We start from the raw sequence: 24,178 nt of genomic DNA, 5'->3' as shown, positions 1-24,178 counted from the left end.
GACCCGTCAGACAGCGGGTCCTCTATCTTTACTCCAGTTAACCGAACAAACGCTTGGCAATTGATGCGACATGCTTACCCTGAAAACGGGCAATCTGCCGCTCAATTTCTGAAGGCGTTCGCTTTCCGTCAGAACCAGCAATAGTTCCTGCGCCGTAAGGGGAGCTGCCGCGCATTTCGCTAAGATCGGTTAGACCTTTTTCCGAATAAGGCACTCCGACGATAATCATTCCGTGATGAATAAGGGTATTCCAGAATGAAATGATGGTGGACTCATTACCGCCTCCAGTTCCAGTTGATACAAACACGGAAGCGATTTTACCGACGAGACCACCGTTTACCCATGTGCCGCCTGTCTGATCAAGAAAATTACGCATTTGGGCCGCCATATTGCCGAAACGCGTTGGCGTACCAAAGATAATGGCGTCATAATTGGCAAGTTCCTGCGGACTGGCAACCGGCGCCTCCTGATTTAGTTTGACGCCTGCTTTTTTGGCAATGTCTTCCGGCATGGTTTCGGGAACCCGTTTGAGGGTAACTTCAACGCCGTCTACTTCCTTTGCTCCCTTACTAACCTCCTCGGCCATCGTTTCCACATGCCCATAGCTTGAATAATACAACACTAAAACCTTCGCCATTTCCTTCTCCTTTAATTTATGGCCCCACAGTACTGATTAAAACTGGTTATTTCTGAAATCTTCAACTGCCTGAAATATTTCCTCTTGTGTATTCATGACAAAAGGCCCGAGACGAGCGATGGGTTCATTGAGTTTGCGCGCTGCAATCAAAATGCAATGACAGGCCTCTGTGCTCGTTTCCAAGTGTACTTCATCCCCGGAAGAAAGGATTGCCATTTCCTTACTGGCTATTCGCTGCGAATCAATACGTAACTCTCCTTTCAAAACAAATACTAAACATTGATGGCTTTCCGCTACCTTCTGCAGAAACTCGCTTTCCGGGGGTAATTTTATATCAAAAAACAAGGGATCAGTCGCGATACCCTTCACTGGAGATGAGGCAGCTTCTCGTTCACCGGCAATTAGTTTAAGCTCCCCCCCATTTGGCAACGCTTCATAAGCTAATTGCTCTGCAGTAAACTCCTGATAAGCCGGCGGAATCATTTTTTTATCCGCAGGTAAATTTAGCCATAGTTGTAGACCTGTCAGTCGTGAAGACTCTTTAGGCATTTCTGAGTGAATAATCCCTCGGCCTGCGGTCATCCATTGCACATCACCAGGACCAATCACGCCTTTGTGACCATGGTTGTCCTGATGTTCTATCTGTCCCTCCAGCAGGTAAGTGATGGTTTCAAAACCGCGATGCGGATGGGAGGGAAATCCGGCGATGTAATCCAGCGGATTGCCGCTATCAAAAAAATCGAACAAGAGCATTGGCTCATAGGGATTATCGCGTTCCATCCCAATATAACGCTGAAGCTTGACGCCGCCCCCTTCGCGAACTAAATGACCGGTCAATAACTTTGCCACTTTACGTTGACTCATAAGAAGCTCCTGCTGCGTGACTGCCCCGTTGGTTAATTATACCTGAACATTGTTCTGTTTTTGTCAGCCTATGATAAACTAGCGGCTGTTTCAACCTCGAGGAGGACATTGTGACTGTTGCAAAATTGATTATAGCATTGCTATTCACTTCTGTTTTTTCCCTGGCTCAGGCGACTGTTCTCACTGATACGGAAGGCAAACAAATTGATCTGAGCAGCCTGAGAGGCAAATGGGTGTTAATTAATTACTGGGCAAGCTGGTGCCAGCCCTGTCTGAATGAGATCCATGAACTCAACAGTTTTTATAAGAATAATAAAGAGAAAATAGCTCTTTTTGCCGTCAATTATGATGAGCTGCCATTGCGCGAGCAACGGAGACTGATTAAACAACACGGAATCACTTACCCCTGCCTGGCAGTTGATCCGGGTCATTCATTGAATTTTGAGCAGCCTCGCGCGGTGCCTGCCACCTTTGTTCTGAATCCTCAGGGTAAACTGGTTAAGATACTTTACGGTGAGCAAACACGGGATTCTTTGAACGAGGCAATTGGTTAAGCCTGCCAAGTCTGAAAGACAGCTTCGACCCTCTGTCATTTCCGCGCAGGCGGAAAACCATCGATGATTTGGCACAGTGCCTATGATGAAATAGATTCCCGCCTGCGCGGGAATGGCACGACTTGCGCATAATTTGAATGAAAAGTTTATGGGAATACCTCATTACCCTCACTTGACAGCTTCTCACAGATCCCTAAAAATGGCATATTAATCAATATTAAAGCCGATCTTCATTGGTTTTCAGGTTGAGATATGACCTCCAGCACTGACAAACCGCAGCATCCCTTACCAGAACATCATTATCTGTTTGCCCATCTCCTCAGAGGATTGGCCTCTGCCATCGTTTTTTTAGGAGCGCATCTGCTGGGTCATTTCTGGTTAAATCACCTGGCAGTCTGCCAGTTATTGGGTCTTCGAGTCTGTGAAGCGGCACCCTACCCGCCAGAACTGGTGTCTATTATCAATGATACGGGCTGGTTCAGGTACAGCCATTTTGGCGTCTCTTTGTTTTTTCTAATCAGCGGTTTTGTCATACCCTTTTCACTGGCCAAATATTCAAAGACCCAGTTTTTGATAACGCGTTTCTTTAGAATTTATCCCACTTATTGGGCCGCTTTCTTTTTCGCATTAGTAGCCCTTCTATTATTTCACCGTGGAAAACTATGGATAGGAACATTTGATATTCTGGCCCAGCTCAGCCTTACCCGGGATTTGTTTTGGGTTCCAAGTCTCGATGCAATCAGCTGGACATTACAAATTGAAATTAAATTCTATCTTCTTTGCGCGCTTTTCTCCGGGTTGCTGACCTCGGGAAAAAAAATGGACCTTATCGCTCTGGTAGTCTGCACAGGCCTTATCGGCTTAATTCTTTCTGAAACGCAGTTAGGCATGGATAATCGGGTTAATCAGTGGACGCTTAGCATTTCCTGGTATGGATTAGCTCATGCCTGCGGAAACTCGGCGGTCTACATTGTGTATATGCTAATAGGCACCTGTTTTAACTGGCATTGCCGCAATTTCCTGTCGACCCGGCAAATGACGACACTAGTCATTGCCTTTTTCCTGCTGTTCATGTTGCTTTGGTCGCGAAGCGATTATCAGTCACAATGGTATCCTGGAACTTTTAATTATGGCCTGGCATTGATTATTTTCGCAGTCGCGTATCGCTTCAGACAACAGATTTCAGCCCCACCCCTGTTTATCTGGCTTGGCAACATAAGCTATCCTCTTTACGTGGTTCATTTATTGCCTAGTTATGTGTTGATTTACTGGCTGACTTATGTAAAAAAATTTCCGGCCATACTCGCCATTCTGCTCGCTGGAATTATCGCTATTTCACTGGCGTTGCTCCTGCATCGCTGGGTTGAATTGCCAACTAACGGCTTTGGCAAACGACTGGCAAAGCGAATGGAGCGCTAGCTGCCGATAAATCCCCATTTTCTGACGCATTATGGTAGACTTGATAATCATTTTAAATATTAACCTTCCCTGCGTCATTGCAAATTCAGAGTGAATAATGATTAAACGGTGGCTGCTTTTCGGGCTGGGCGGCGGGCTTACAACCAGCTTTACTTATCTCATATATCTTAGCCTGAATCATCTTATCGACTATCAGTGGGCTTATTTCATCGGCTATTTTTTAGGCGTATTGCTGGCCTACTGGTTTAATACGGTAATTGTTTTTAAAGCGGAGTTGCACTGGAAAGGTTTATTTACCTATCCTTTGATTTACGTTCTGCAATATCTGATCTCGGCGGCCCTGCTAGGGACTTTAGTCGAGCAGTTTAACATTTCTCAGCAGCTTGCCCCCTTGCTGGTGATCGCAGCGATGGTTCCACTTACCTATTTCTTAAACAAACTGGTAATTGGATTGCCAAACAAACGAAAATCGACTCATTTGAAAGAAAAAAAATAAGTTGTTCCTTTCTTCTTCAAGCTTCACTAATATCAGGCAAATTATTGTCTAAGAGTTGTATTCTCCTTGAGAAGAAGGGAAAATACCCCGGTTGGGTTAATCCCCGAATTTTTGGATTTAACAGGATTAAGTATGAAAATTCTCGTAACTGGAGGTGCAGGATTTATTGGCTCAGCACTGGTTCGTCATTTGATAACCCATACCGATCACCAAGTGATTAATGTCGACTGCCTCACTTATGCAGGGAATCTCGAATCTCTCAATACCATCAGCGAAAGCCCCAATTATCTCTTTGAGCAAGTCGATATTTGTTCCGCGCAAAAAATCAGAGAACTTTTTAAAACCCATCGTCCGGACGCCGTTATGCACCTGGCCGCTGAGACGCATGTCGATCGCTCAATTGAAGGTCCAGGCAGCTTTATTTATACCAATATTGTCGGTACTTTTAATTTACTTCAGGCAGCGCTTGAGTATTGGCAGCAATTACCCGTATCCCGGCAAAAAAGCTTTCGTTTTCATCATGTTTCAACAGACGAAGTATATGGGGAGCTTGAGCATAATGACGAGCTTTTCACAGAAACCACCAGTTATGCGCCCAATTCACCTTATTCTGCCAGTAAAGCAAGCTCCGATCATCTGGTTCGTGCCTGGCATCGTACCTATGGTTTGCCCGTACTAATCAGTAATTGCTCTAATAATTACGGACCCTTTCAATTTCCTGAAAAACTGATTCCCTTGATGATTTCAAACGCCCTGGCTGGCAAGCCTTTACCAATTTATGGAGATGGCAAGCAGGTCCGCGACTGGCTTTATGTTGACGATCATGTGCGCGCACTTTATCGCGTACTGACGGCCGGTATTGCCGGAGAAACCTATAACATAGGCGGGCATAATGAAAAAAGAAATCTTGAGGTGGTGTTAACTCTCTGCTCACTACTTGAAGAAATTGCGCCAGTTAAGCCCAAAGGAATCAATAATTATTCCGATCTCATTACCTATGTGACAGATAGACCGGGACATGATCAACGTTATGCTATTGATGCGGGCAAGATGCAAAAGGAACTTGGCTGGACTCCGCAAGAAAACTTTGAAACAGGACTGCGCAAAACCATTCAATGGTATGTTGAAAACCGCTCCTGGAGTGAGCAGCTTTTATCAAAACAACTGGTATTAAATCATCGTGAACATGGGAATGCATTAGTATGAGCCGTCAAGTTAACCCGTTTATCTTCAAACCCCAGCCCACCAATACAAAAGGCATCATTCTTTCAGGCGGGGCTGGTACCAGACTTCATCCCATTACCAAAGGCGTTTCAAAGCAATTACTCCCCATTTACGATAAGCCGATGATTTACTATCCCTTATCGGTTCTCATGCTGGCAGGTATTCGCGACATTCTCATCATCACCACCCCCGAGGAACAGGCTTCTTTTAAATATTTGCTGGGTAATGGCGAGCAGTTTGGCATCAAACTAAGCTATGAGGTTCAGCCAAAACCTGAAGGTTTGGCGCAGGCCTTTATCATCGGCGAAGAATTCATCGGCAAGGAAAAGGTCTGCTTAATTCTTGGAGACAATATTTACTATGGCCAGGGTCTGACTCCAAAACTACAAGAGGCATTGTCACGTCCATCAGGTGCAACTATTTTTGCTTATCGTGTCAAAGATCCCCACCGTTTTGGTGTGATTGAATTTGATGAGCATCTGCGCGCGCTGTCAATTGAAGAAAAACCGATAAACCCCAAATCCAATTATGCAGTAACCGGGCTTTATTTTTATGATAATGACGTAGTCGACATAGCCAAACACATGAAACCCTCTAAACGCGGTGAACTTGAAATTACTCAGGTCAATCAAGTCTATCTTGAGCGTAATGACTTGCATGTTGAGCTATTAGGCCGCGGCTTTGCCTGGCTTGATGCCGGTACGCATGAAAGCCTTCTCGAAGCGGGAACCTTCGTGCAGGCGATTGAAAATCGACAGGGTCTTAAAATCGCATGCCTGGAAGAAATTGCCTACCATAATGGCTGGTTAAGCACCGAAGAACTCTCTGCACTTGTTCATAGCATGAATAAAAACAGTTATGGCGCCTATTTGCAGTCATTGCTCTATGAAGAGCGAAAAAGCGCAGACAGTCTTGAGCTAAGCACAATTTAAAGGCGATCTACATGATTTTATTTAACAAACCGCCCTATACCACTTCCGAAGATCAGCATGTTTTGGCAGCCATGCGTAGTACCAAACTTTGTGGCGATGGACATTACACGCAGTTATGTCAGCAGTGGTTTGAGCAACAATTCCATTGTAAAAAAGCCTTATTGACCCCCTCCTGCACCGCAGCGCTTGAAATGGCAGCAATACTCCTTGATATTCAGCCTGGCGATGAAGTGATTATGCCGAGCTATACGTTCGTAAGTACTGCCAATGCCTTCGTGTTGAGAGGAGCGACTATCGTTTTTGTCGATATCCGTCCTGATACTATGAATATTGACGAAACAAAGATAGAAGCCGCGATTACAGATAAAACCAAAGCCATCGTTCCCGTTCATTATGCAGGGGTTGCCTGTGAAATGAATGCGATTATGGCACTTGCAGAAAAATATCAGCTCTATGTTGTGGAGGATGCCGCGCAGGCAGTGATGGCTTTCTATGAAGGACGTCCCCTGGGCACTATTGGGCATTTCGGCTGTTACAGCTTCCACGAAACCAAAAACTATACCTCAGGGGGTGAAGGCGGAGCACTGCTCATCAATGATGAACGCTTTATTGAAAGGGCAGAAGTAATCCGTCAGAAAGGAACCAATCGTGCCCAATTTTTAAAAGGTCAGGTGGATAAATATACCTGGCGTGACCTAGGTTCAAGTTTTTTGCCAGGTGAACTTCAGGCCGCCTACCTGTATTCGCAACTGCTGGAAGCCAAGGCTATCAACGAGCAACGGCTAGGTATCTGGAATATTTATCATGACGCGTTGGCAGCATATGAGTTGAACGAATTTATTTCCCGCCCCTTTATTCCTGAAAAATGCCAGCATAATGCACATATGTATTATCTTAAGCTGCCCAGCTTTGAAACAAGGTGCGATTTTATTGAGCTCATGAAAAGACGGGGGGTACAGACGGCTTTCCATTACGTTCCCCTACACTCAAGCCCGGCTGGTTTAAAATTTGGACACTTTCATGGAGAAGACGATTTTACAACTAATGAAAGCGAAAAACTGGTTCGATTGCCACTATGGTATAATTTAGAACCGTCTGAGGCTAATTTTATTATTGAGCAGGTAATTGACTATTTCAAACCTGGAAACTGTTAAAGTCCACCAACTATCTGCCAGGATTTACCGCAAAATTTGCGAATTGATGTGTCCCTACAGCTCTTCACAGACAGCCATACCAAATCCTGTTCTACCATAACCATTACCATTATAAAGCATATAATAATTATTTTTATGCTTAAATACAAAAGGATAGCAAATCATTTCACTGTCCCAGCCTGAATCAGAGACGTCTATACCAGAATCACTTTCATCCCTCAGCCAATGCTCTCCATCACAGCTGGAAGCATATCCAATCCTGTAAGGGCTACCGCTGCCTGAACGAAAGCTATACCACATATGATAGCCTCGATCATTTTTTATTACTGTTGGACGCGAAAAAGCCTGGGCTTTCCCAAGCTCATATGGAATGGCAAGACCTTTTTTTTCCCAGTGGCTACCGTCCAGCGAAGTGGCATATTTAATCACATGCAACATCTCTTTATTCCCAGCCTCCCAACATATAGTAGAGCCATACCACATTTTATAAAGCCGTTCTTCTTTGATAACCCAGGGATAGGAGAGACTAACAGGATCTTCTATGTCGCTAGACATCAAGGGGGTTACGGAGTTGATAGACAATTTGCTGTCTTTACTTAATTCTAATCGCCCTATGTCTCCGCGCCAGTGCTGGTTTGGGTTGTTTTGCCAACCCATAAATAATATATAACATCTTGACTCAACGGAAAAATAATTGCCTATGCTCACTCCGTGAGAGTAAAAAGAGTCCTCAGAACCATGTAAGAAGGCTGGTTCGGGGTGAATATAAACAACAGAACGTTTTTCTAAATCGATATCAACAAAGCCCACAGACGATCGATTTGCCTCGTCTCTGGCACTGAAAAATACTCTGTATAAATCCCCCCCTAGCGGCACAGCAAGAGGATTGGCAGCATGAGTTATCAACTTGGGATGGGTGGAGCTGGGAAGGTATATTTGCCCTAACTTACACCATTTCATATTTAGCTCCAAATATTATATTAACCTTGTCCCTTGCGATACAACCGCTTCTCTTCGGGCTGATAATACTCATCCAGACAGGTTACCACTCGGGTATAATAGCCTAATAATTGCTGAACACGAGGCTGTTGTTCAATTACCAGGTTTTCACCCAACACTCTCACATAGTCCATCTGTTGTTTGAAGTATGATCGAGTATACTGATGGTTTATTCCATACCAGTTTTTACCTGAGTAATTTGCCCCCCCGCAGTGCCAGAGCGTTGAGTCAAAAAATAGGACGGAACCTGCCTTGGCACTAATTGACATCTGATTTCTTTTGCAGAAATCATTATCAAATTTTTGCGCCTGTTGGTGTGTGCCAGGAACTACATAGAAAATCTCATCCTCAGAGTGAATGTCTGTCAAGGTAATTAACGCATTCAGGCTGGCAACGTAACCATTTAAATAGCGAGGAAAATCAGGATGGAACGTATATTGAAAATTCTCAAAGACATTGTCTCGTTCCTGGGAAGGAAAAATAAACCCGTTTTGCAGATGCAAAATAGAGGTGTCAGAAAGCATGGCATCAACTAAAGCCTGAATAAATTTGTTTTCGAGAAGCCGCATAAAATAGGGCGAATATTTCATTGGGGCTCTTAAAATCCCAACCTCTCCTGCTGCCTCTAGTCTTTCCAGACCGATTTCTTGTGTAATCAAAGGGTAAATTTTGTCCAGAGCTTGAGTACCTGCCTGACAATCTGCAAGGCTAAGAATATTCTCCACAATACAAAACCCTACTGTATCAAGCAGCTTTTTACAGTCGCTCAGCCAATGTGTATCACTTAATTGTTTGGTATACATAATAAATCCATATGTGTTTAAATTAATCCTGTGTTTGGCTTCCACCAGAAATGGTATCAATAATAAAAAGCGGCCTTTGTTTTATCTGTTCAAAAATTCTGCCAATATACAGCCCTATAACCCCAAGGCTTGTCAGGATGGTCCCGGTACTTAATAAAATCAAAACGACTAAAGTCGTCCAGCCATGCAGACTTCCATACAAAAGGTATTGCCATATGTAGTAAGCTGCCAGGATAACGCCAGAAAAAGCAAATAACAAACCCGTTTTGATTATCCATTTGAGCAACACAGTAGCCTGAAAAAACAAACCATCCAAAGCATGGCGGATTAGAAGTTTTAAAGGGTAACTGCTTTTACCCGCATAGCGGTCCGCATGCTCATAATTTATACTACTTGTCTTGTAGCCCAACCAGCGCAGAATAAAAAGATAATGCCTTTCTCTTTCCCCAAATCGCAAAAAACTCTCGACAACCTTACGTGATACGATGGAAAAAGAGCCGTCAGCACCATCGACATTCTTTTCCGTAAGCCGGTTTAACAGCTTGAAATAGTACTTGGATGCCCATTGGCGGAACCAGGAATGGGTTCGAGAGATACGCTTTGCAAAGACAATATCGTAGCCTTTCATGGCCTCATCAATTAATTGAGGAATGACTTCTGGAGGATCTTGTAAATCGCAGTCCATCACAATCACATAGTCACCCTTTGATTGGGCAAATCCGGCAGTAATTGCCAAGTGCTGGCCGAAATTACGGCTCAATTTAATTGCTTTGATATTTGGATAGCAGTTACAAAGCTCCATCAGAATTTCCCAGGAACGTTCGGTACTTCGATCATCCACAAGAATCATTTCATAGCTCTGATTGCGTTGTTTCAAGACCCGGTCAACTCTATCACAGAGCACGGCAATGCAGGCTTCGCAGCCATAAACTGGAACTACGATACTTAGTAAGCGCAGAGGTTCCAGGTTCGTTTCGCTCATGTACCTTCCCTTAGTGTGCAAATTGAAATATTTTAAAACGGATGACTACCTGATTACAACGAAGCCAATGCCTTGTACCAGAAGATGAATCATATCAAGCGATTGAGCTATTTGACAAATTGTTTAAAAAACTGGTTGTTGAGTTCTCAACGATAATTCAAAAGGGCAGGTTATTATCTGGCACACACCCCAGGATAGTTCGCAACAACACTATCCAACTATTCAATAGATTGACAATAGGCCACTAAAAATCTATCTTAGGGACGAAATACCCCCTCAAGTATTATCGGATGAATCAAAAAAAAATCGCTATTCTACAATCTAACTACATCCCCTGGAAGGGATACTTTGACCTCATAAGTAGTGTTGATGAGTTTATATTATATGATGATATGCAATACACCCGCCGAGATTGGCGCAATCGTAACCGGATTAAAACAGCAAATGGCATCCTTTGGTTGTCAATTCCTGTTCAGGTAAAAGGAAAATATTTTCAATCTATTCGGGACACAAAAGTCTCCACCTCCGACTGGAATAAAAAGCACTGGCAAACAATTGTCCACTCCTACTCTAAAGCCCCGTATTTCGCTGATTATAAAGAGTTTTTTGAATATTTATATTTAAGTACAACTGAAGAGTATTTAAGTGAAATTAATACAAAATTTATTATAGCTATTAATAAGTTATTAAATATAAAAACGCCCATCCGCTCTTCCAGTGAGTTTGATTTGGCTGAAGGTAAAAGTGAGCGTCTGCTTGAACTTTGCAAAAAACTGAATGCTACTACTTATTTAAGCGGCCCAGCAGCCAGGGATTATTTGGATCAGGCATTGTTTGCTAATGAAAAAATTGATATTGAATGGATGGATTACAGCGGCTATTCCGAATATAAGCAATTATTCCCTCCTTTTGATCATGCTGTAAGTATTATTGATTTGCTTTTCAATTGCGGCCCACATGCTCCTGGCTTTATGAAACAGGCCATTCAAAATGAACCATCCCTTTTAGGCTAAACAATGGACACGACACCTATTTTGACCAACATAGCTGATTATTACTCCCTAAAACTGTCTGAACATGGCGCCACTCCCTTAGGAGTAGACTGGAATGGGGCAGATAGTCAAACTTTACGATTTAAACAGCTAAGCAAAATTATTACCACCAGGGATAAATTCTCACTGATAGATCTGGGCTGCGGTTACGGTGCGCTGTTTGATTTCTTAAAAAGTAATTATAATGAATTTACCTATACCGGTATTGATATTTCTGAATCCATGATCAAAACGGCCAAAGAACGCTTTAATTATGATCAGCAAGCAAACTTTGTCGTGTCTTTTGAGCCATCCGAAGCCGACTATATACTCGCCAGTGGAATTTTTAACGTTCGCCTGGGATATGATGATCATAGCTGGCGTCAGTACTTGTTATCCACATTAGACGCAATAAATTCCAAAAGCAAACTAGGCTTTGCATTTAACTGCCTCACCTCTTATTCTGACAATGAAAAAATGCGCGATTATTTATATTACGCAAATCCTTGCGACGTATTTGATATATGCAAACGGCATTATTCAAGACATGTTGCTTTGTTACATGATTATGGTCTATATGAATTTACTATTTTAGTAAGGAAACAATAATGAAAAAAGAGCTGGTTATTTTTGGAACGGGTGATATAGCCCAATTAGCACATTATTATTTTACCCATGATTCTAACTACACAGTGGCGGCATTCACTGTCGATTCAACTTTTATCACCGAGACCGAGTTTTGTGCTCTTCCAGTTATTCCTTTCCAAGAGATAGGCACCCTTTATCCGCCAAATCAATATGACATGTTTATCGCATTGAGTTATTCCAAGTTGAATGCCGTACGTAAAGAAAAATATCTGGCAGCGAAGGCATTAAACTATAGATTAGCAAGTTACATCAGTTCAAAAGCTACTTTGTTAAACGAACAAAATATAGGAGAAAATTGTTTTATACTGGAAGATAATACTATTCAACCCTATGTCCAGATTGGTAATAATGTGACTTTATGGAGTGGAAACCATATCGGCCATCACTCAATAATTCATGATCATTCATTTATTGCTTCGCATGTTGTAATTTCCGGTGGAGTAGAAATTTTTGAGTCATGCTTCATAGGAGTTAATGCCACACTGCGCGATCACATCAGTGTGGGAGAAAAATGTGTAATAGGAGCAGGTACATTATTATTATCTGATGCAGAGCCCGAAAGTGTGTACATTGGGCATGCAACGGAAAAGGCCAGGGTTTCAAGTACTCGATTACGAGCTATTTAGCTTTACCAATTATTGCTGCAGATTGATGCAGCAATACCCCCTGGAGGATGAGGCTGGCTGTAGACAGGATCAAAGGATATTAATATATTTATGGACTAATCTATAAAAACAAAATACTTCAAGGCAAAAAATAAAAAAATAGCTACCAATATAATTGCGCAGGCTTGTACCCACTGGTGAGGGAAAGCCAGTTGCTCAACAAAAATAGTAATAATAGCCATATTTATAAAATAACCTAGCAGGTAAGATAACAAATACCTGCCACCAAAGCGCCAGCTCAATTTATTTTTTGAAAAAGTAAAGCTGCGATGGCCTAAAAAATTGATTATCACCCCTATACAATACAATATCGATGCCGTAACTTTAGGGGTTAATCCCAAATAGGTTAGCAATAAATATAAAATAAACCCCACAAAATTACTCGCCATACCAATTAAGAAATAACGCGCAAATTGGATTATAGTGATCGATGAAATGGGCTTTTTTTGATTGGGTCTAATTTTCTCATAAACCATTAGAGGATTACATCACCCCCCTTGGATAGTGGCTTGCATTCGAGATAAGCAACCAGAGCATCGGGATGATTAGAAAATTTTTTTTGCAACCAATGAAAGGGAAACAGCACTTTTTCATTTAATATCAGTTTGAAGACTTTAGGGTAGGATGTTTTATATGGCACTTGTCTATTCCCGGAAAGTTTTGTTTTAATATCCATCGATAAACTCAATTTATTCTTTTCTGCTTTGCGTACAAGATATTCTGAAACAGGAAACAAAATATTTGAAAAGGGGTAAGTTAAACTGGAGTAATGTGAAACTTCCCAGCCTAATTTGTCCATCAATGCAGAGAGCGTTTCTTTTGAATAACGTTTGTAATGCCCTGCAATTTCGTCCTCTATACCCCAGTACTTCATGGATGAAGGAACCAGTAAAATACAGATGCCCGACTGAGCCAAAGCACTTTCACAACGCTTGAAATAAAGTGTCTCCTCACTCTCATTTAAATGCTCTATTACCATCGAGGAAACAATAAGATCAGCCTTCAAGTTATCCTGATTATAAAGCCAGTTTTGCTGCCTCACCTCGTATTGTCCACTGTCCACATAACATTTCATTGACTGGCTGGCTTTTTCTGCTGTGTCTTCATTAATTTCAAAGCCAATCCCCTTCCAGCCGAGCTGGCAGAGCAAACTGGATAAAGAGCCATCCCCAATCCCAATTTCAACAAAAAAGCCAGGCTTTAATAATGCTAACCTCTCCTTTAGATACATTCTCTGTAAAATTGTTCCTGGCGCCAGCAGCATAAAAATCCCCTATCCATCTTGTCAGCCAAGATTGTAGTGAACTATTACTATATTTTCTACAACAACTTGCTGTTTATTCATCATAAAGGTAACGTCAGAAAATGACTATCACCGCTCTGGTTTTGACGCGCCAGACTAGTGGTGGATAATAGGGGCTTCATCAATTTTATAATACGATCTGATCTTTCTTTGTTTGCTCCACAATTCAAGTGATATCCACATAGGAATATGAAAAGATTTCCTCATTACCCGCAACCTTGTCATAGTAGGCGAGGACCTCGCTGGGCGCTTTGACTCCCATTGTCTTTTTTTGAGCTTATTGAGCAAAAATTTGGAAAATCAGTCATTCACCTGGACTTCATGACTCACTGCCCTTGGATGCAATATGGATTAGCATTACGAAATATAAGATGAAAAACATCTATATTAGGGGAAGCTTGCAGCTTATTATCCGAGTTGCAAGAAACACACTGGTGCAGCATAGAGTTATACGATAATATCGCGGATGTTATTCTGGACATATAGGCATTTGTCTTTTGATTTTTGCTAAATTTATGTTTTCTTATTGAAATTTGATACGCGCACTGATAGAAATCATAGTTATAAGGAGTTTACATGCTTCAAGTTTATACTAACCTTAGCGATTATGTCATTCCATTCCTCGGATTAATTGCCGCTTCCTCGCTAATTTTCTATAAAGCTAATTTTGCTCCTGTATTTGGTAAAATATACCAGTTTGTTCAGAATAGAGGCTTGGCAGAAAATCAAAATTTAAACTCCGAGCTTGTAAAAATTAATTTACTACGTATTTTGCTGGGTCTGATTCTTTTCCATAGAACATTTTATATTGCCTATTATCAATTCTACCTTGATGCTACCTCATCCAGTTTTTATCTGTCTCTAACAGTATTACTATGTGCAGGTTGTGTAATTATAGGGTTTCTGACCCCCGTGGCAACGACTTTTCTCCTTCTTTTTAATATCCCTATTGATAATATGATGAAGACAGTCACGCTCGGAACTGATGTTTTGCAAATGATGATTATGGTCTTTTGTCTGCTCCCGGCAGGAACCCATTTGTCACTGGACTCACGCCTGCGGAAGAGGGCATATATAGGACCGGTAATAAGGTCGCTCTATCAATGTTTTGGCGTACCTACCCTGGAGAAGATAGCCATACTTAAACTGCTGCTTATCCTCACTTATGGCAGCTTGTGCATATATTCAGTTACAATGCATTTTGACGACATTGCCTGGCTCTCTGGGAATGCAAATCTATTGGTTGTTACCAGCAGCTATCTAGGCAAGCATTATCCTTTTTTCCGCGAATGGTCTCAGGCTTCTCCCGAAATCGCGGTTATCGCATCGAAGTTCTCAATTTACGGTATGATGGTTTGGGAGTTATTTTTAATCCCCTTACTCCTATGGAATAGGATTACTCGTAATGTTGCCATTTTCTGGGGCCTCGTGTTTTTTGTGGTATCGACCTTTATCTTGCAATTGGGTTGGCTGTCATATTATGAGTTTGTATTGTGGGGTCTATTATTCTGGCAATGTCATGGGCTAAACCCGAAAGCAAATACCTGCTTTAAACTTATATATGATGATAAATGCAATCTCTGTGACAAGACCTTGTATTTCATTCAAAAGGTGGATTTATTTGGAGTGATTAAAGAAACCCCTCTTTCAGTTAATCAAGAGATATTGTCCAAATATGGTATTTCCAGAGAAAACGCTTATCAGGATTTGTATGGAATAGATCCTCAGGGAAGAATATTCAAGGGCTACTCCTTGTATCTTGAATTAACAAAGCGAGTATTGCTCTTACATCCTTTATTTCCCATATTGTATCTAGGAAAATTCTACATTGGCCCCTTCCTTTACCGACTAATTGCAAACAATCGAATCAGAGTCTTTGGATCTTGTAGTGTTCCCTCAGTCAAAAGCACCTCCAACAACGAAGGAGATGGCTTAAGGGCAAAAGCAGAGATAAGAGATAATCAGTGGCTACTCAAGGCTTTCCTTCCGGTATTTCTTATCTGTATTCTTTCATATTTTGTTCGTATGCCTATTGTACAACAGCTAATCGGGTATAAGCCTGCAAATTACTCTGCACCCATCAGAAAAGCCATGAATGAATTTGGCATGAATGTGATAAATGTGTTTAATTATCATGATCTGCATTTAAATAATAGCTTTTTTACTGTTAGCCGCTACGATGGAAGCCACTGGAGTCTCTTACCTTTTACCGGAAAAGAAGGTGAACGTTTAAAATGGCACCAATCGGATCGTATGTACTTTGCCAACTCCTTACTATGGCGCCGTTCTAATTTGGATGGGCATAATTACTGTGATTTAACTGAACTTGATACTAACTCATTAAGTGAATTGATTAAGCTGGATACAAACTTAAACCATCTCGACAAGCAGAAGTTAAAGTACAGAGTAGACTATTATTACCAACCGTTACCCACTATCCACACTCAAAAAAATTACAGTGTAGAATTTCACAAAATTAACCATCACTGCACGATCTATGTTGAGCCTCAACGCCTGGCCGTTTTGAAGAAAACAGTGCACGCGTAAAACCTGTGCAACAAGGGTCTCCCAGGTTTCAATACGGGAGACTCTTGTTCATAAGACTTCGTTCAAAAATAGTAGTCCAATCTTTGCAAGATAATATAAAACATGCTCATAAACTTGATGGGATTTGACATCAGACTTGTAATTTACCCAAGCATTTTATATTTACAGCGAACAACTCAACCCGATCTCCCCTCATTCGATTTTTCATTTTTTTTATGGTTATATCTACAATGCAGTATCCAGTGGTGATAAACTCCGAAGAAGACGGATTTTTTTTTCCTCAAAGTAGTTATTGATTTAAATGAATCTTTATGAGGAAATCGAGTCATTCAATCTATTTAAATTGAGAACGGATATATGTTTAGTCAAAAAGTATTGATGATCACTGGAGGTACTGGCTCGTTTGGTAATGCGGTCCTTAAGCGAATGCTAAATACCAATCTGCGGGAAATACGCATTTTCAGCCGTGATGAAAAAAAGCAGGACGACATGCGTAAAGCCTACAATGATCCCCGGCTTAAATTCTACCTCGGTGATGTTCGTAACAAACAAAGCGTCGCCGCGGCCATACGTGGAAGTGACTTCATTTTCCATGCGGCAGCTCTGAAACAGGTACCATCCTGTGAATTTCACCCAATGGAAGCATTCCGCACTAACGTTCTGGGCACGGAAAACGTGTTAACTGCAGCTATCGAAGCAAAGGTACATCGAGTTGTTTGCCTGAGTACGGACAAAGCGGTCTATCCAATCAATGCGATGGGTATTAGCAAAGCCATGATGGAAAAAGTGATGGTTGCCGCAAGCCGCAACCTTGATGCTGCACAAACGATAATCTGTGGCACACGCTATGGAAATGTGATGGGATCTCGTGGGTCGGTAATTCCCTTATTTACAGACCAGGTTCTCAATGGCAATAAAATTACTATTACCGATCCTCAAATGACACGGTTCATGATGACACTGGCGGATTCGGTTGATCTGGTGCTATTCGCCTTTGAACACGGCAGGAATGGGGATATCTTCGTGCAGAAAGCCCCTGCTGCGACCGTAGAAACACTCACTAAAGCCATTCTTGAACTAATGCACAAGGAAGATCATCCTGTATCGATCATTGGCTCGCGTCATGGCGAAAAGCTTTATGAGTCCCTGCTTAGCAGAGAGGAGCGTGCATACGCAGAAGACCTTGGTGATTATTTCCGGGTTCCACCCGATATCCGTGACCTTAACTATGGCAAGTTTGTAGATAAAGGAGAACAGAGAATCACGCAGGCTCTCCATGAAGAAGAATACAATTCACACAATACCAGACGATTAGATGTCGAGGGAATGAAGAAACTGCTGATGAAACTTGAGTACATGCAGAAAATCGTACGACGCGAAACTGCCATCCCGGAGCTAATCTAGTGAAAGTATTAATCACAGGATCGCAAGGATTTATTGCAAAAAATCTGAGCCAGCAGCTTAGCGAACGTAGAGATGTAGAAATAGTATGCTTCGACAGGACAAATAATATAAACGAGTTAAAGTCTAAACTCACGGCCGTCGATCTGGTATTCCATCTCGCAGGCGTCAATCGCCCACAGGATACCGAAGAATTTATCACCGGTAATCGAAATCTCACAGAAGCCTTATGCGATGCCGTCAGCTCTATCAGTGCCGCTGAAAATCGCTCTATCTCACTGGTATTTGCATCATCCATTCAAGCAGAGAGAGACAATGACTACGGTCGCAGCAAACTTGCCGCGGAAGATGCGGTTTTTACTGCGGCAAATGACAAAAATGTCTCGGCCTATGTTTTCAGACTGCCCAATGTGTTCGGTAAATGGTGTCGTCCGAACTACAATTCGGCGATCGCAACATTTTGCCACAATATTGCCCGTGGGCTGCCTGTTCAGGTGCATGATAATTCCGCCCCGTTATCGCTGGTGTATGTCGATGATGTGGTTGACTGCTTCATAAGTATTATGGATGGAGCAAAACCGGCCATTAACCGCAATGGCTTTGCAAGCGTAGCTCCCCAGTATTCAACCACCGTGGGCGAGGTAGTCGATCTGATTCACCGTTTCAGAGAGAGCCGGCAATCCCTGACGACCGAACGCGTTGGTACTGGTTTAATACGAGCCTTATATTCAACTTATGTCAGCTATCTGCCTGTCGAGTCATTTCACTACTCATTACAGCAGCACTGCGATGCAAGAGGCTCATTTGTTGAAATGCTTAAGACTCAGGATAGCGGTCAATTTTCCTATTTCACCGCTCATCCGGGAGTAACCCGTGGCGGACACTATCATCATAGCAAAACAGAAAAATTTCTTGTGATTAAAGGCAAGGCGCGGTTTAAGTTTCGTCACATACAAACAGGCGAGACCCATGAAATTGTCACTGACGGTGAATCTGCCGAAATTGTGGAAACAGTTCCAGGATGGACGCATGACATTACCAATATCGGCGATGATGAAATGATCGTGATGCTATGGGCCAATGAAATTTTTGATCGTTCGCGGCCCGATACCTATGCTTGCCCGGTTTGAGAGTAAAAATGAAAAAATTGAAAGTAATGACCGTCATTGGTACGCGTCCCGAAATTATCAGACTGTCACGCGTATTGGCAGCACTTGATGAGCACTGTGATCACATACTGGTACACACCGGCCAGAATTATGACTATGAATTGAATCAGATCTTCTTTGATGATCTGGGCATTCGCAAACCCGATGTTTTTCTTGATAGTGCTTCGGGCAGTACTGGCGCCGCACATACAATTGGAAATTTGATCATTGCAGTTGATCGCGTTCTGGCAGAGTACAGGCCTGAGGCGGTGCTGGTTCTGGGTGATACGAACAGTTGTCTGTCGGTCATACCCGCAAAGCGGCGTCAGATCCCCATTTTTCATATGGAAGCGGGCAATCGTTGTTTTGATCAGCGGGTCCCTGAAGAAACCAACCGCCGCATAGTTGACCACACAGCGGACATCAATCTGACGTATAGCACGATTGCAAGAGACTATTTACTTAGAGAGGGACTGCCCCCGGACCAGGTCATCAAAACAGGCAGCCCAATGTATGAAGTTCTTCATCACTATCTTCCGAAAATCCAGGCTTCCGAGGTGATGGAACGACTGGGATTATACAAAGAGCAATACTTTGTGGTGAGTGCCCACCGCGAAGAAAACATCGAATCAGACAAATCGTTTCACAAGCTGGTCTCGGCTCTAAACGCTGTAGCCGAGAAGTATGAGTTACCTGTTATTTTGTCAACCCATCCGCGTACGCAAAAACGACTGGATACGACTGGAGTACAACTGCACGAGTTAATACGCCCGCTGAAACCGCTTGGCTTTCTTGATTATGTGAAGCTGCAAATGTCGGCAAAGGCTGTCTTGTCTGACAGCGGAACAATCAATGAAGAATCCTCTATTCTCAACTTCCCTGCGCTTAATCTACGCGAGGCGCACGAGAGACCAGAAGGCATGGAGGAGACTAGTGCAATGATGGTTGGCCTTGAAGCTGAGCGGATTCTTCAGGGACTCGACATTCTCGAATCCCAATCACGTGGTGAGAAACGGCAGCTGCGCCTTGTAAGCGACTACAGTATGCCCAATGTCTCCGACAAAGTATTGCGGATAATCCATAGCTATGTGGACTATGTGAATCGTGTAGTATGGAAAAAATATTAATATTAAACTATAGGGCATCTGGGATCAGTATACTTTCTATATTTTGATTCCTCTTGCTGAAAGCTGCCTTTCTGAGTAGTGTTTCAGGAAGGTTTCTTTAATGACTTGGGTATTAGTTTACGGATAATCCAGTTACGCTATTGCCTGCAATCTAGGATGATCAAAGCCATGACTTTATACAATCTAATAAAAAAAGTTACACCTCCAAAGGCTAAACGATATATTAAAGCCGCTCTTTACGATAATAAATATATTAATTTTGCAAGAGTAACACTCGGCATCAGGCGTAATCGTTCGGAAAGTTTAATCAGGCTTTGGCAGTTTGCGGAGCAGAACCGTAGCGGCAAAGCCGAAAAGATTTATCAAAGACTATCCAGACTGGAACGAACCAACCTCACGAATTACACTCTATCAGCTTTAGCCACATTGCGGCTAAAAAATGCCGAAGGTGCTTGCGAAATATTTGAGCAGGGCATGCGGATTTATCCTGAAGATAATTGGTTAAGAATATACTATCTCCAGACTTGTGCTCATCATAATTACGTCCAACGTTATTTCAGGTTTATGCAGCAAATTTCAGGCGCAGAACTTACTAAAACTTCGGCAGCGGATTTCTATAAAGAGGTGATTAATGCGGGCATACCATTAAGCTTCTTGATTAATTATCATACAATTAAACAAGCTTGTACCCCTGATGAATTCAAATCACTGCAACAATACTTTATTTCACATATTTCAAAAAACCACTTCGATTTCCAAACTGCAAAAAGCGCCATTTACCTGGGAAAACATCTGGATATTGAAACTGAATTTTTCCAGAATATGTATGAAACTGCATGCAAATCATTTCATTCAAAAAAGGATTCCCAAAAAATACTCCATAATTTAAAAGTGATTGCCTCATTGTCTCTGCCCTTTATCCCCTCTGAAGAAGCAATCACGGAATTTATCGAATCATGTAAACAATTGGCATCCGAATCAATAACCCTTAATTCGCCATCCAAAGATTTGTTATTCGAATGGGGTTCCTGGCAATGCATATTCACATCTCCTGATGCCGGCGCCAGGCAATACCATCATGCAATGCGCGCACTGGAACGATTTTCGTTTTCTACATGGCCGGAACTTAATTATACAGCGTCACATGTCGTGGGGCAGCCGCCGACTTCGCGTAATCCCGCCAAAAAGATTAGAATTGGGTTTATCGTTTACGATTTCATGCCCATGATGTCTGGCTTGTTGCGCCGCCTGGATAAGAATTTGTTTGAAACTGTTTACCTGCGTCCAGGTAACGAGAGCAACTCTAACATTGCGAAAGGCTGGCTGGCCAGTACTGATAACATAGTTGAATTCCCTGCTGATGATACCAAACCCGCCATTAAAATTATTGCAGCTCAAAAGCTCGACATCATCGTTTCGGGGCCCAGCACCCTTTCAATGTTTTTCCCACTGATGGCCCGGCTTGCACACCTCCAAATGATTTTACTGGAACCAAACTGGACCAATGGGTTGACCAACTCGGATTATTACATTTCATGGCGGCCAGCAGAACCGGTTAAGCCAGATGAATTCTATCAGACTGCCGTGTCATATCTCGAGCACCCGCCTTATTGGATCGAAAGACCTGCACATACGGCCAGTACAACCCTCTCGGAAACGGAGCGAGACGAAATCCGCAAAAGACTGTTGAATTGCGGCCCTGAGCAGCATATTTATTTGTGCGCTAACACCCCTCCCAAGGTTCATCCACTAATGGATGAAATGTTCCATGACTTATTGAAGGCTGATCCTGATGCAAGAATTGCTATCCTCCGAAGCGATCTCCCTTCCGGTACAATTCTTAAAGCAAGACTTACTCAGAAGCTGGGGCAGGATATTAATCGATGTATTTTCCTGACTACTTTAACCAAACAGGATGCTCATTCGCTGTTAATGAGCGTTGATTGTTGTTTAGACTCGTTTCCTCTTTGCGGCATGTCTTCAAGTTTTGATGCGATGATGCTAGGCGTACCTGTAGTTACACTTCCCTTTGACATCCCCTTTGGTAAATGGACAGCCTCCATATATAACTACATCGGTGTTTCCGGGCTTGTTGCCAGTAATCAGAAAGAATATATTGAGTTGGCGATGCGTGTTGCCGCAGATAAGCTATGGCGAGAGCAAAAAATTCAGGAAATCAAGGAAAAATCTTCCCTGTATGTAGAAAGCGTAACGGCGTTTGAAGAGTTACAAAACTTCCTCATCAAGGCCTGGGAAAGGAAGCTGGCAGGTTTGCCACCCGCCAACTGGATAAACGGGGAGTGGCAGGGCCAATAAGTCATAGGCGCTTTGTGTTATGCAGCATTAGTAATCTTACTGCTAGCTGCTGCAGGTGAAACAAAGCGTCCGGCTTAAACATTAACTATCAACTTTTGATAATTGCTGCAGATTAATGCAGCAATAACCGTTTTTCTCAGAGCGAGGCAATTCTCCCAATTGCGGAGGCAAATAAGAACATCGGATAATAAGCCCTGGACTATCTATTTTAGATAAAAAGGGCTTGAGCCGACCGTTAGTCAAATCCTGACCGTACACGGATTCTGAAACATAAAGAACATGAATAGGATTCGGTACATTCTTAAATGCGAAATATGTCATGTGATCCACAACAAGATTTTTCACATTCTCAGAAGGCAGTTTACATTCCTTAGCGAGCTCGTTTAAGGTTTTGATGTGTTGGCTGGCACCAAATACAGGAATAGATAAATATTGTCCGGATATGTCTGCTGTCGTTGATTTGGAATTGAGGATCAAAACCGGTAAATAATTCCTGACGAGAATAGCCATTGAAAGCGATGCAAAAAGTATTAGTATTATTGAAACTGAATTGAAACGAGATACAAATCGCTTCTGAAGAGCAGCTAGCGGCAAGCTTAAAATGAGCATCAACGATAGGGGTAGCAGTTGACTTGCCCCATAGAAGTTCCAAATCCTGGTAAAAAACCAACTTCCAAGCGAGCCTAAAGCCAGCACTCCTCCTAACAAGATTGGCATGGTCACGAGACGTTTCAGCAAACAATAAATGAATAGGCCCAGCGCCCCTAAATGACTGCCGATAATAAGCAGATAAAGTAAGGTTTTGATGCCCAAATTAAGCCCTTGCGCTGCAACTCCTGACACTTCTGCACTGGGAAGCCAGGACGATTGGTAGTAGGGTTGAAAGACCAGATGATTAACTATTTTGGAAGGCACATCCTTCAAATTTAACAAACCCTCCTGAAAAAACGCGAGAGGAGACTCCCAAAGCAATGCTGGGGAGAGGGTATTAGACCCTAATATAGAATTCAACAAAGGAGTTTCTTCGCAATTTGCCATCAGATTAGCGATTTGGAAAGTTTTATACGCTAAAACCACAGGAATCAACACTAGAAGTACTTGCAGCGCGCGCGGCCCTTTGTCGCTGATATAATAGGCAACAGTCATCATAAACGGTAAGAAGAATATCGATTTAGGATGAATATAGAAAAAGCATGATGCGAGCACGACAAAAATAAGACCTGCCAGACATTGCATTCTTGCTGAGAAACTGTTTTTCCAGAAAAGGCAATATAGAAAACAAAGTAGAATTATAAATATCAGCGGTTGCTCAGATCGGGCCATTATGAAGTTGTAAGGCATAACACCCAGAGCCAGGCTCGCAGCAATCAGGGCGGCCAGGAAATAAGCTGCATTCAGTCGTGGTTTAATGGATTTAAAACACCAGTAGGCTATTCCCGACAACCACAAAAAGCCGATGACAAGACCACTGATGCGCAGACCCAAAGGTAGCAATTGTTTATACATTATTGAATAAACCAGTGCTGCGGGATAAAACACCCAGGATATTGCTACACCTGTCGACTTCTGACATTGAGAGAAAAGTGAAAGCGTTTTTCCTGATTCCTCAAAAAAGCGAGCTGTCGTCCATTTAGTAACCACTTCATCAGGGTATAAGGGCAAAAAAATACCGGAGATGAGAACCAGGCAATACAAACTAAGAAATAAATAGGGTAATTTTGCTAGAATGGTTTTATAAAAATGCGATAAATAAAGCGGTTGAAATCTATTGTTATTAATTATTTGAGACAATTTTCAGCCTTTTGAGGTTAGAGCCGAAGCACTAAAAAATGCGTTTTATCTTACAGAATAAGATTTGATATTACAACTTGAGGGTTTATAAACTATCCACCGGGATTGCAAGATATCGCCGGTGGAAGGTTTTTGAA

22 protein-coding genes are annotated in these 24,178 nt (G+C 42.3%); 14 read left to right on the top strand and 8 right to left on the bottom strand.

All coding sequences use genetic code 11. The features are described from left to right. Positions 1-37: 37 nt before the first annotated feature. Entirely contained in the window at positions 38-637 is a 600-nt protein-coding gene (gene wrbA / locus LXA66_RS15255; RefSeq protein ID WP_233013827.1) for an NAD(P)H:quinone oxidoreductase, read from the bottom strand. Between the two features lie 36 nt (positions 638-673). Further along, positions 674-1,501, bottom strand: a complete 828-nt coding sequence (locus LXA66_RS15250) for a pirin family protein (RefSeq protein WP_233013826.1) — start codon at positions 1,499-1,501, stop codon at positions 674-676. 110 nt (positions 1,502-1,611) lie between these two features. Here LXA66_RS15250 and LXA66_RS15245 point away from each other — a divergent pair, with 110 nt between their 5' ends. The 6 genes from LXA66_RS15245 to rffA all read left to right on the top strand — a co-directional run bounded on the left by LXA66_RS15245 (position 1,612) and on the right by rffA (position 7,280). Further along, positions 1,612-2,055: a TlpA disulfide reductase family protein gene (locus tag LXA66_RS15245; RefSeq protein ID WP_233013825.1), complete on the top strand. Its 444-nt coding sequence runs from the start codon at positions 1,612-1,614 to the stop codon at positions 2,053-2,055. Between the two features lie 252 nt (positions 2,056-2,307). After that, positions 2,308-3,474 (top strand): acyltransferase, encoded by a 1,167-nt coding sequence (locus LXA66_RS15240; RefSeq protein ID WP_233013824.1) that lies wholly within the window; start codon positions 2,308-2,310, stop codon positions 3,472-3,474. A 97-nt stretch (positions 3,475-3,571) separates the two neighbouring features. Further along, positions 3,572-3,970: a GtrA family protein gene (locus LXA66_RS15235; RefSeq protein WP_233013823.1), complete on the top strand. Its 399-nt coding sequence runs from the start codon at positions 3,572-3,574 to the stop codon at positions 3,968-3,970. Between the two features lie 132 nt (positions 3,971-4,102). Beyond that, a complete protein-coding gene (gene rfbB / locus LXA66_RS15230) occupies positions 4,103-5,176 on the top strand; it encodes a dTDP-glucose 4,6-dehydratase (protein WP_233013822.1) in 1,074 nt (357 codons plus the stop codon). Then, on the top strand, positions 5,173-6,126 hold the full coding sequence (gene rfbA / locus LXA66_RS15225) for a glucose-1-phosphate thymidylyltransferase RfbA (protein ID WP_233013821.1): 954 nt from the start codon (positions 5,173-5,175) through the stop codon (positions 6,124-6,126). Before rfbB ends, rfbA begins: the two co-directional genes overlap by 4 nt. A gap of 11 nt (positions 6,127-6,137) precedes the next feature. Beyond that, complete coding sequence (rffA, locus tag LXA66_RS15220; RefSeq protein ID WP_233013820.1) at positions 6,138-7,280, top strand: dTDP-4-amino-4,6-dideoxygalactose transaminase; 1,143 nt, start codon at positions 6,138-6,140, stop codon at positions 7,278-7,280. Between the two features lie 54 nt (positions 7,281-7,334). Here rffA and LXA66_RS15215 read toward each other — a convergent pair whose 3' ends face one another. Genes LXA66_RS15215 through LXA66_RS15205 form a run of 3 tightly spaced genes read right to left on the bottom strand, consistent with a single transcriptional unit; the run spans position 7,335 to position 10,064 of the window. After that, positions 7,335-8,240, bottom strand: a complete 906-nt coding sequence (locus LXA66_RS15215) for a hypothetical protein (protein WP_058506892.1) — start codon at positions 8,238-8,240, stop codon at positions 7,335-7,337. A gap of 20 nt (positions 8,241-8,260) precedes the next feature. Next, positions 8,261-9,082, bottom strand: coding sequence for a phytanoyl-CoA dioxygenase family protein (locus LXA66_RS15210; RefSeq protein ID WP_233013819.1), 822 nt, complete (start codon positions 9,080-9,082; stop codon positions 8,261-8,263). Between the two features lie 22 nt (positions 9,083-9,104). Next, positions 9,105-10,064 carry a glycosyltransferase family 2 protein gene (locus LXA66_RS15205; protein ID WP_058506894.1) on the bottom strand — a complete coding sequence of 320 codons (960 nt, stop codon included), beginning with the start codon at positions 10,062-10,064 and terminating at the stop codon, positions 9,105-9,107. A gap of 290 nt (positions 10,065-10,354) precedes the next feature. Here LXA66_RS15205 and LXA66_RS15200 point away from each other — a divergent pair, with 290 nt between their 5' ends. The 3 genes from LXA66_RS15200 to LXA66_RS15190 are packed head-to-tail and all read left to right on the top strand — an operon-like array spanning position 10,355 to position 12,369. Next, entirely contained in the window at positions 10,355-11,077 is a 723-nt protein-coding gene (locus LXA66_RS15200; protein ID WP_233013818.1) for a WbqC family protein, read from the top strand. A 3-nt stretch (positions 11,078-11,080) separates the two neighbouring features. Beyond that, positions 11,081-11,704 (top strand): class I SAM-dependent methyltransferase, encoded by a 624-nt coding sequence (locus tag LXA66_RS15195; RefSeq protein ID WP_058506896.1) that lies wholly within the window; start codon positions 11,081-11,083, stop codon positions 11,702-11,704. Continuing rightward, complete coding sequence (locus tag LXA66_RS15190; RefSeq protein WP_058506897.1) at positions 11,704-12,369, top strand: acetyltransferase; 666 nt, start codon at positions 11,704-11,706, stop codon at positions 12,367-12,369. The genes LXA66_RS15195 and LXA66_RS15190 overlap by 1 nt, the downstream gene beginning before the upstream one ends. A 95-nt stretch (positions 12,370-12,464) precedes the next feature. Here LXA66_RS15190 and LXA66_RS15185 read toward each other — a convergent pair whose 3' ends face one another. Further along, complete coding sequence (locus LXA66_RS15185; protein WP_058506898.1) at positions 12,465-12,884, bottom strand: GtrA family protein; 420 nt, start codon at positions 12,882-12,884, stop codon at positions 12,465-12,467. Next, positions 12,884-13,639 carry a class I SAM-dependent methyltransferase gene (locus LXA66_RS15180; RefSeq protein WP_233013817.1) on the bottom strand — a complete coding sequence of 252 codons (756 nt, stop codon included), beginning with the start codon at positions 13,637-13,639 and terminating at the stop codon, positions 12,884-12,886. Before LXA66_RS15180 ends, LXA66_RS15185 begins: the two co-directional genes overlap by 1 nt. A 648-nt stretch (positions 13,640-14,287) precedes the next feature. Between LXA66_RS15180 and LXA66_RS15175 the strand changes: the two genes are divergently transcribed. From LXA66_RS15175 to LXA66_RS15155, 5 genes are all read left to right on the top strand, one after another. Continuing rightward, positions 14,288-16,258: a thiol-disulfide oxidoreductase DCC family protein gene (locus LXA66_RS15175; RefSeq protein WP_058506900.1), complete on the top strand. Its 1,971-nt coding sequence runs from the start codon at positions 14,288-14,290 to the stop codon at positions 16,256-16,258. 357 nt (positions 16,259-16,615) lie between these two features. Further along, positions 16,616-17,662: a polysaccharide biosynthesis protein gene (locus LXA66_RS15170; RefSeq protein WP_233013816.1), complete on the top strand. Its 1,047-nt coding sequence runs from the start codon at positions 16,616-16,618 to the stop codon at positions 17,660-17,662. After that, the gene (locus LXA66_RS15165; protein WP_233013815.1) at positions 17,662-18,789 is read left to right on the top strand and encodes an NAD-dependent epimerase/dehydratase family protein; all 1,128 of its coding nucleotides are present in this window, start codon (positions 17,662-17,664) and stop codon (positions 18,787-18,789) included. The genes LXA66_RS15170 and LXA66_RS15165 overlap by 1 nt, the downstream gene beginning before the upstream one ends. Positions 18,790-18,797: 8 nt before the next feature. Beyond that, positions 18,798-19,934 carry a non-hydrolyzing UDP-N-acetylglucosamine 2-epimerase gene (gene wecB / locus LXA66_RS15160; RefSeq protein WP_233013814.1) on the top strand — a complete coding sequence of 379 codons (1,137 nt, stop codon included), beginning with the start codon at positions 18,798-18,800 and terminating at the stop codon, positions 19,932-19,934. A 168-nt stretch (positions 19,935-20,102) separates the two neighbouring features. Next, positions 20,103-22,250 carry a hypothetical protein gene (locus tag LXA66_RS15155; protein ID WP_233013813.1) on the top strand — a complete coding sequence of 716 codons (2,148 nt, stop codon included), beginning with the start codon at positions 20,103-20,105 and terminating at the stop codon, positions 22,248-22,250. 81 nt (positions 22,251-22,331) lie between these two features. On the opposite strand, the gene LXA66_RS15150 is transcribed toward LXA66_RS15155, so the two are convergent. Next, positions 22,332-24,041, bottom strand: a complete 1,710-nt coding sequence (locus tag LXA66_RS15150; protein WP_233013812.1) for a hypothetical protein — start codon at positions 24,039-24,041, stop codon at positions 22,332-22,334. Between the last annotated feature and the right edge of the window lie 137 nt (positions 24,042-24,178).

The organism is Legionella sp. 16cNR16C (genome assembly GCF_021297775.1).
GTDB lineage: Bacteria > Pseudomonadota > Gammaproteobacteria > Legionellales > Legionellaceae > Legionella_C > Legionella_C quinlivanii_A.
Note: the sequence above shows the minus strand (reverse complement) of the source record. Positions and strands in the feature narration are given on the sequence as shown.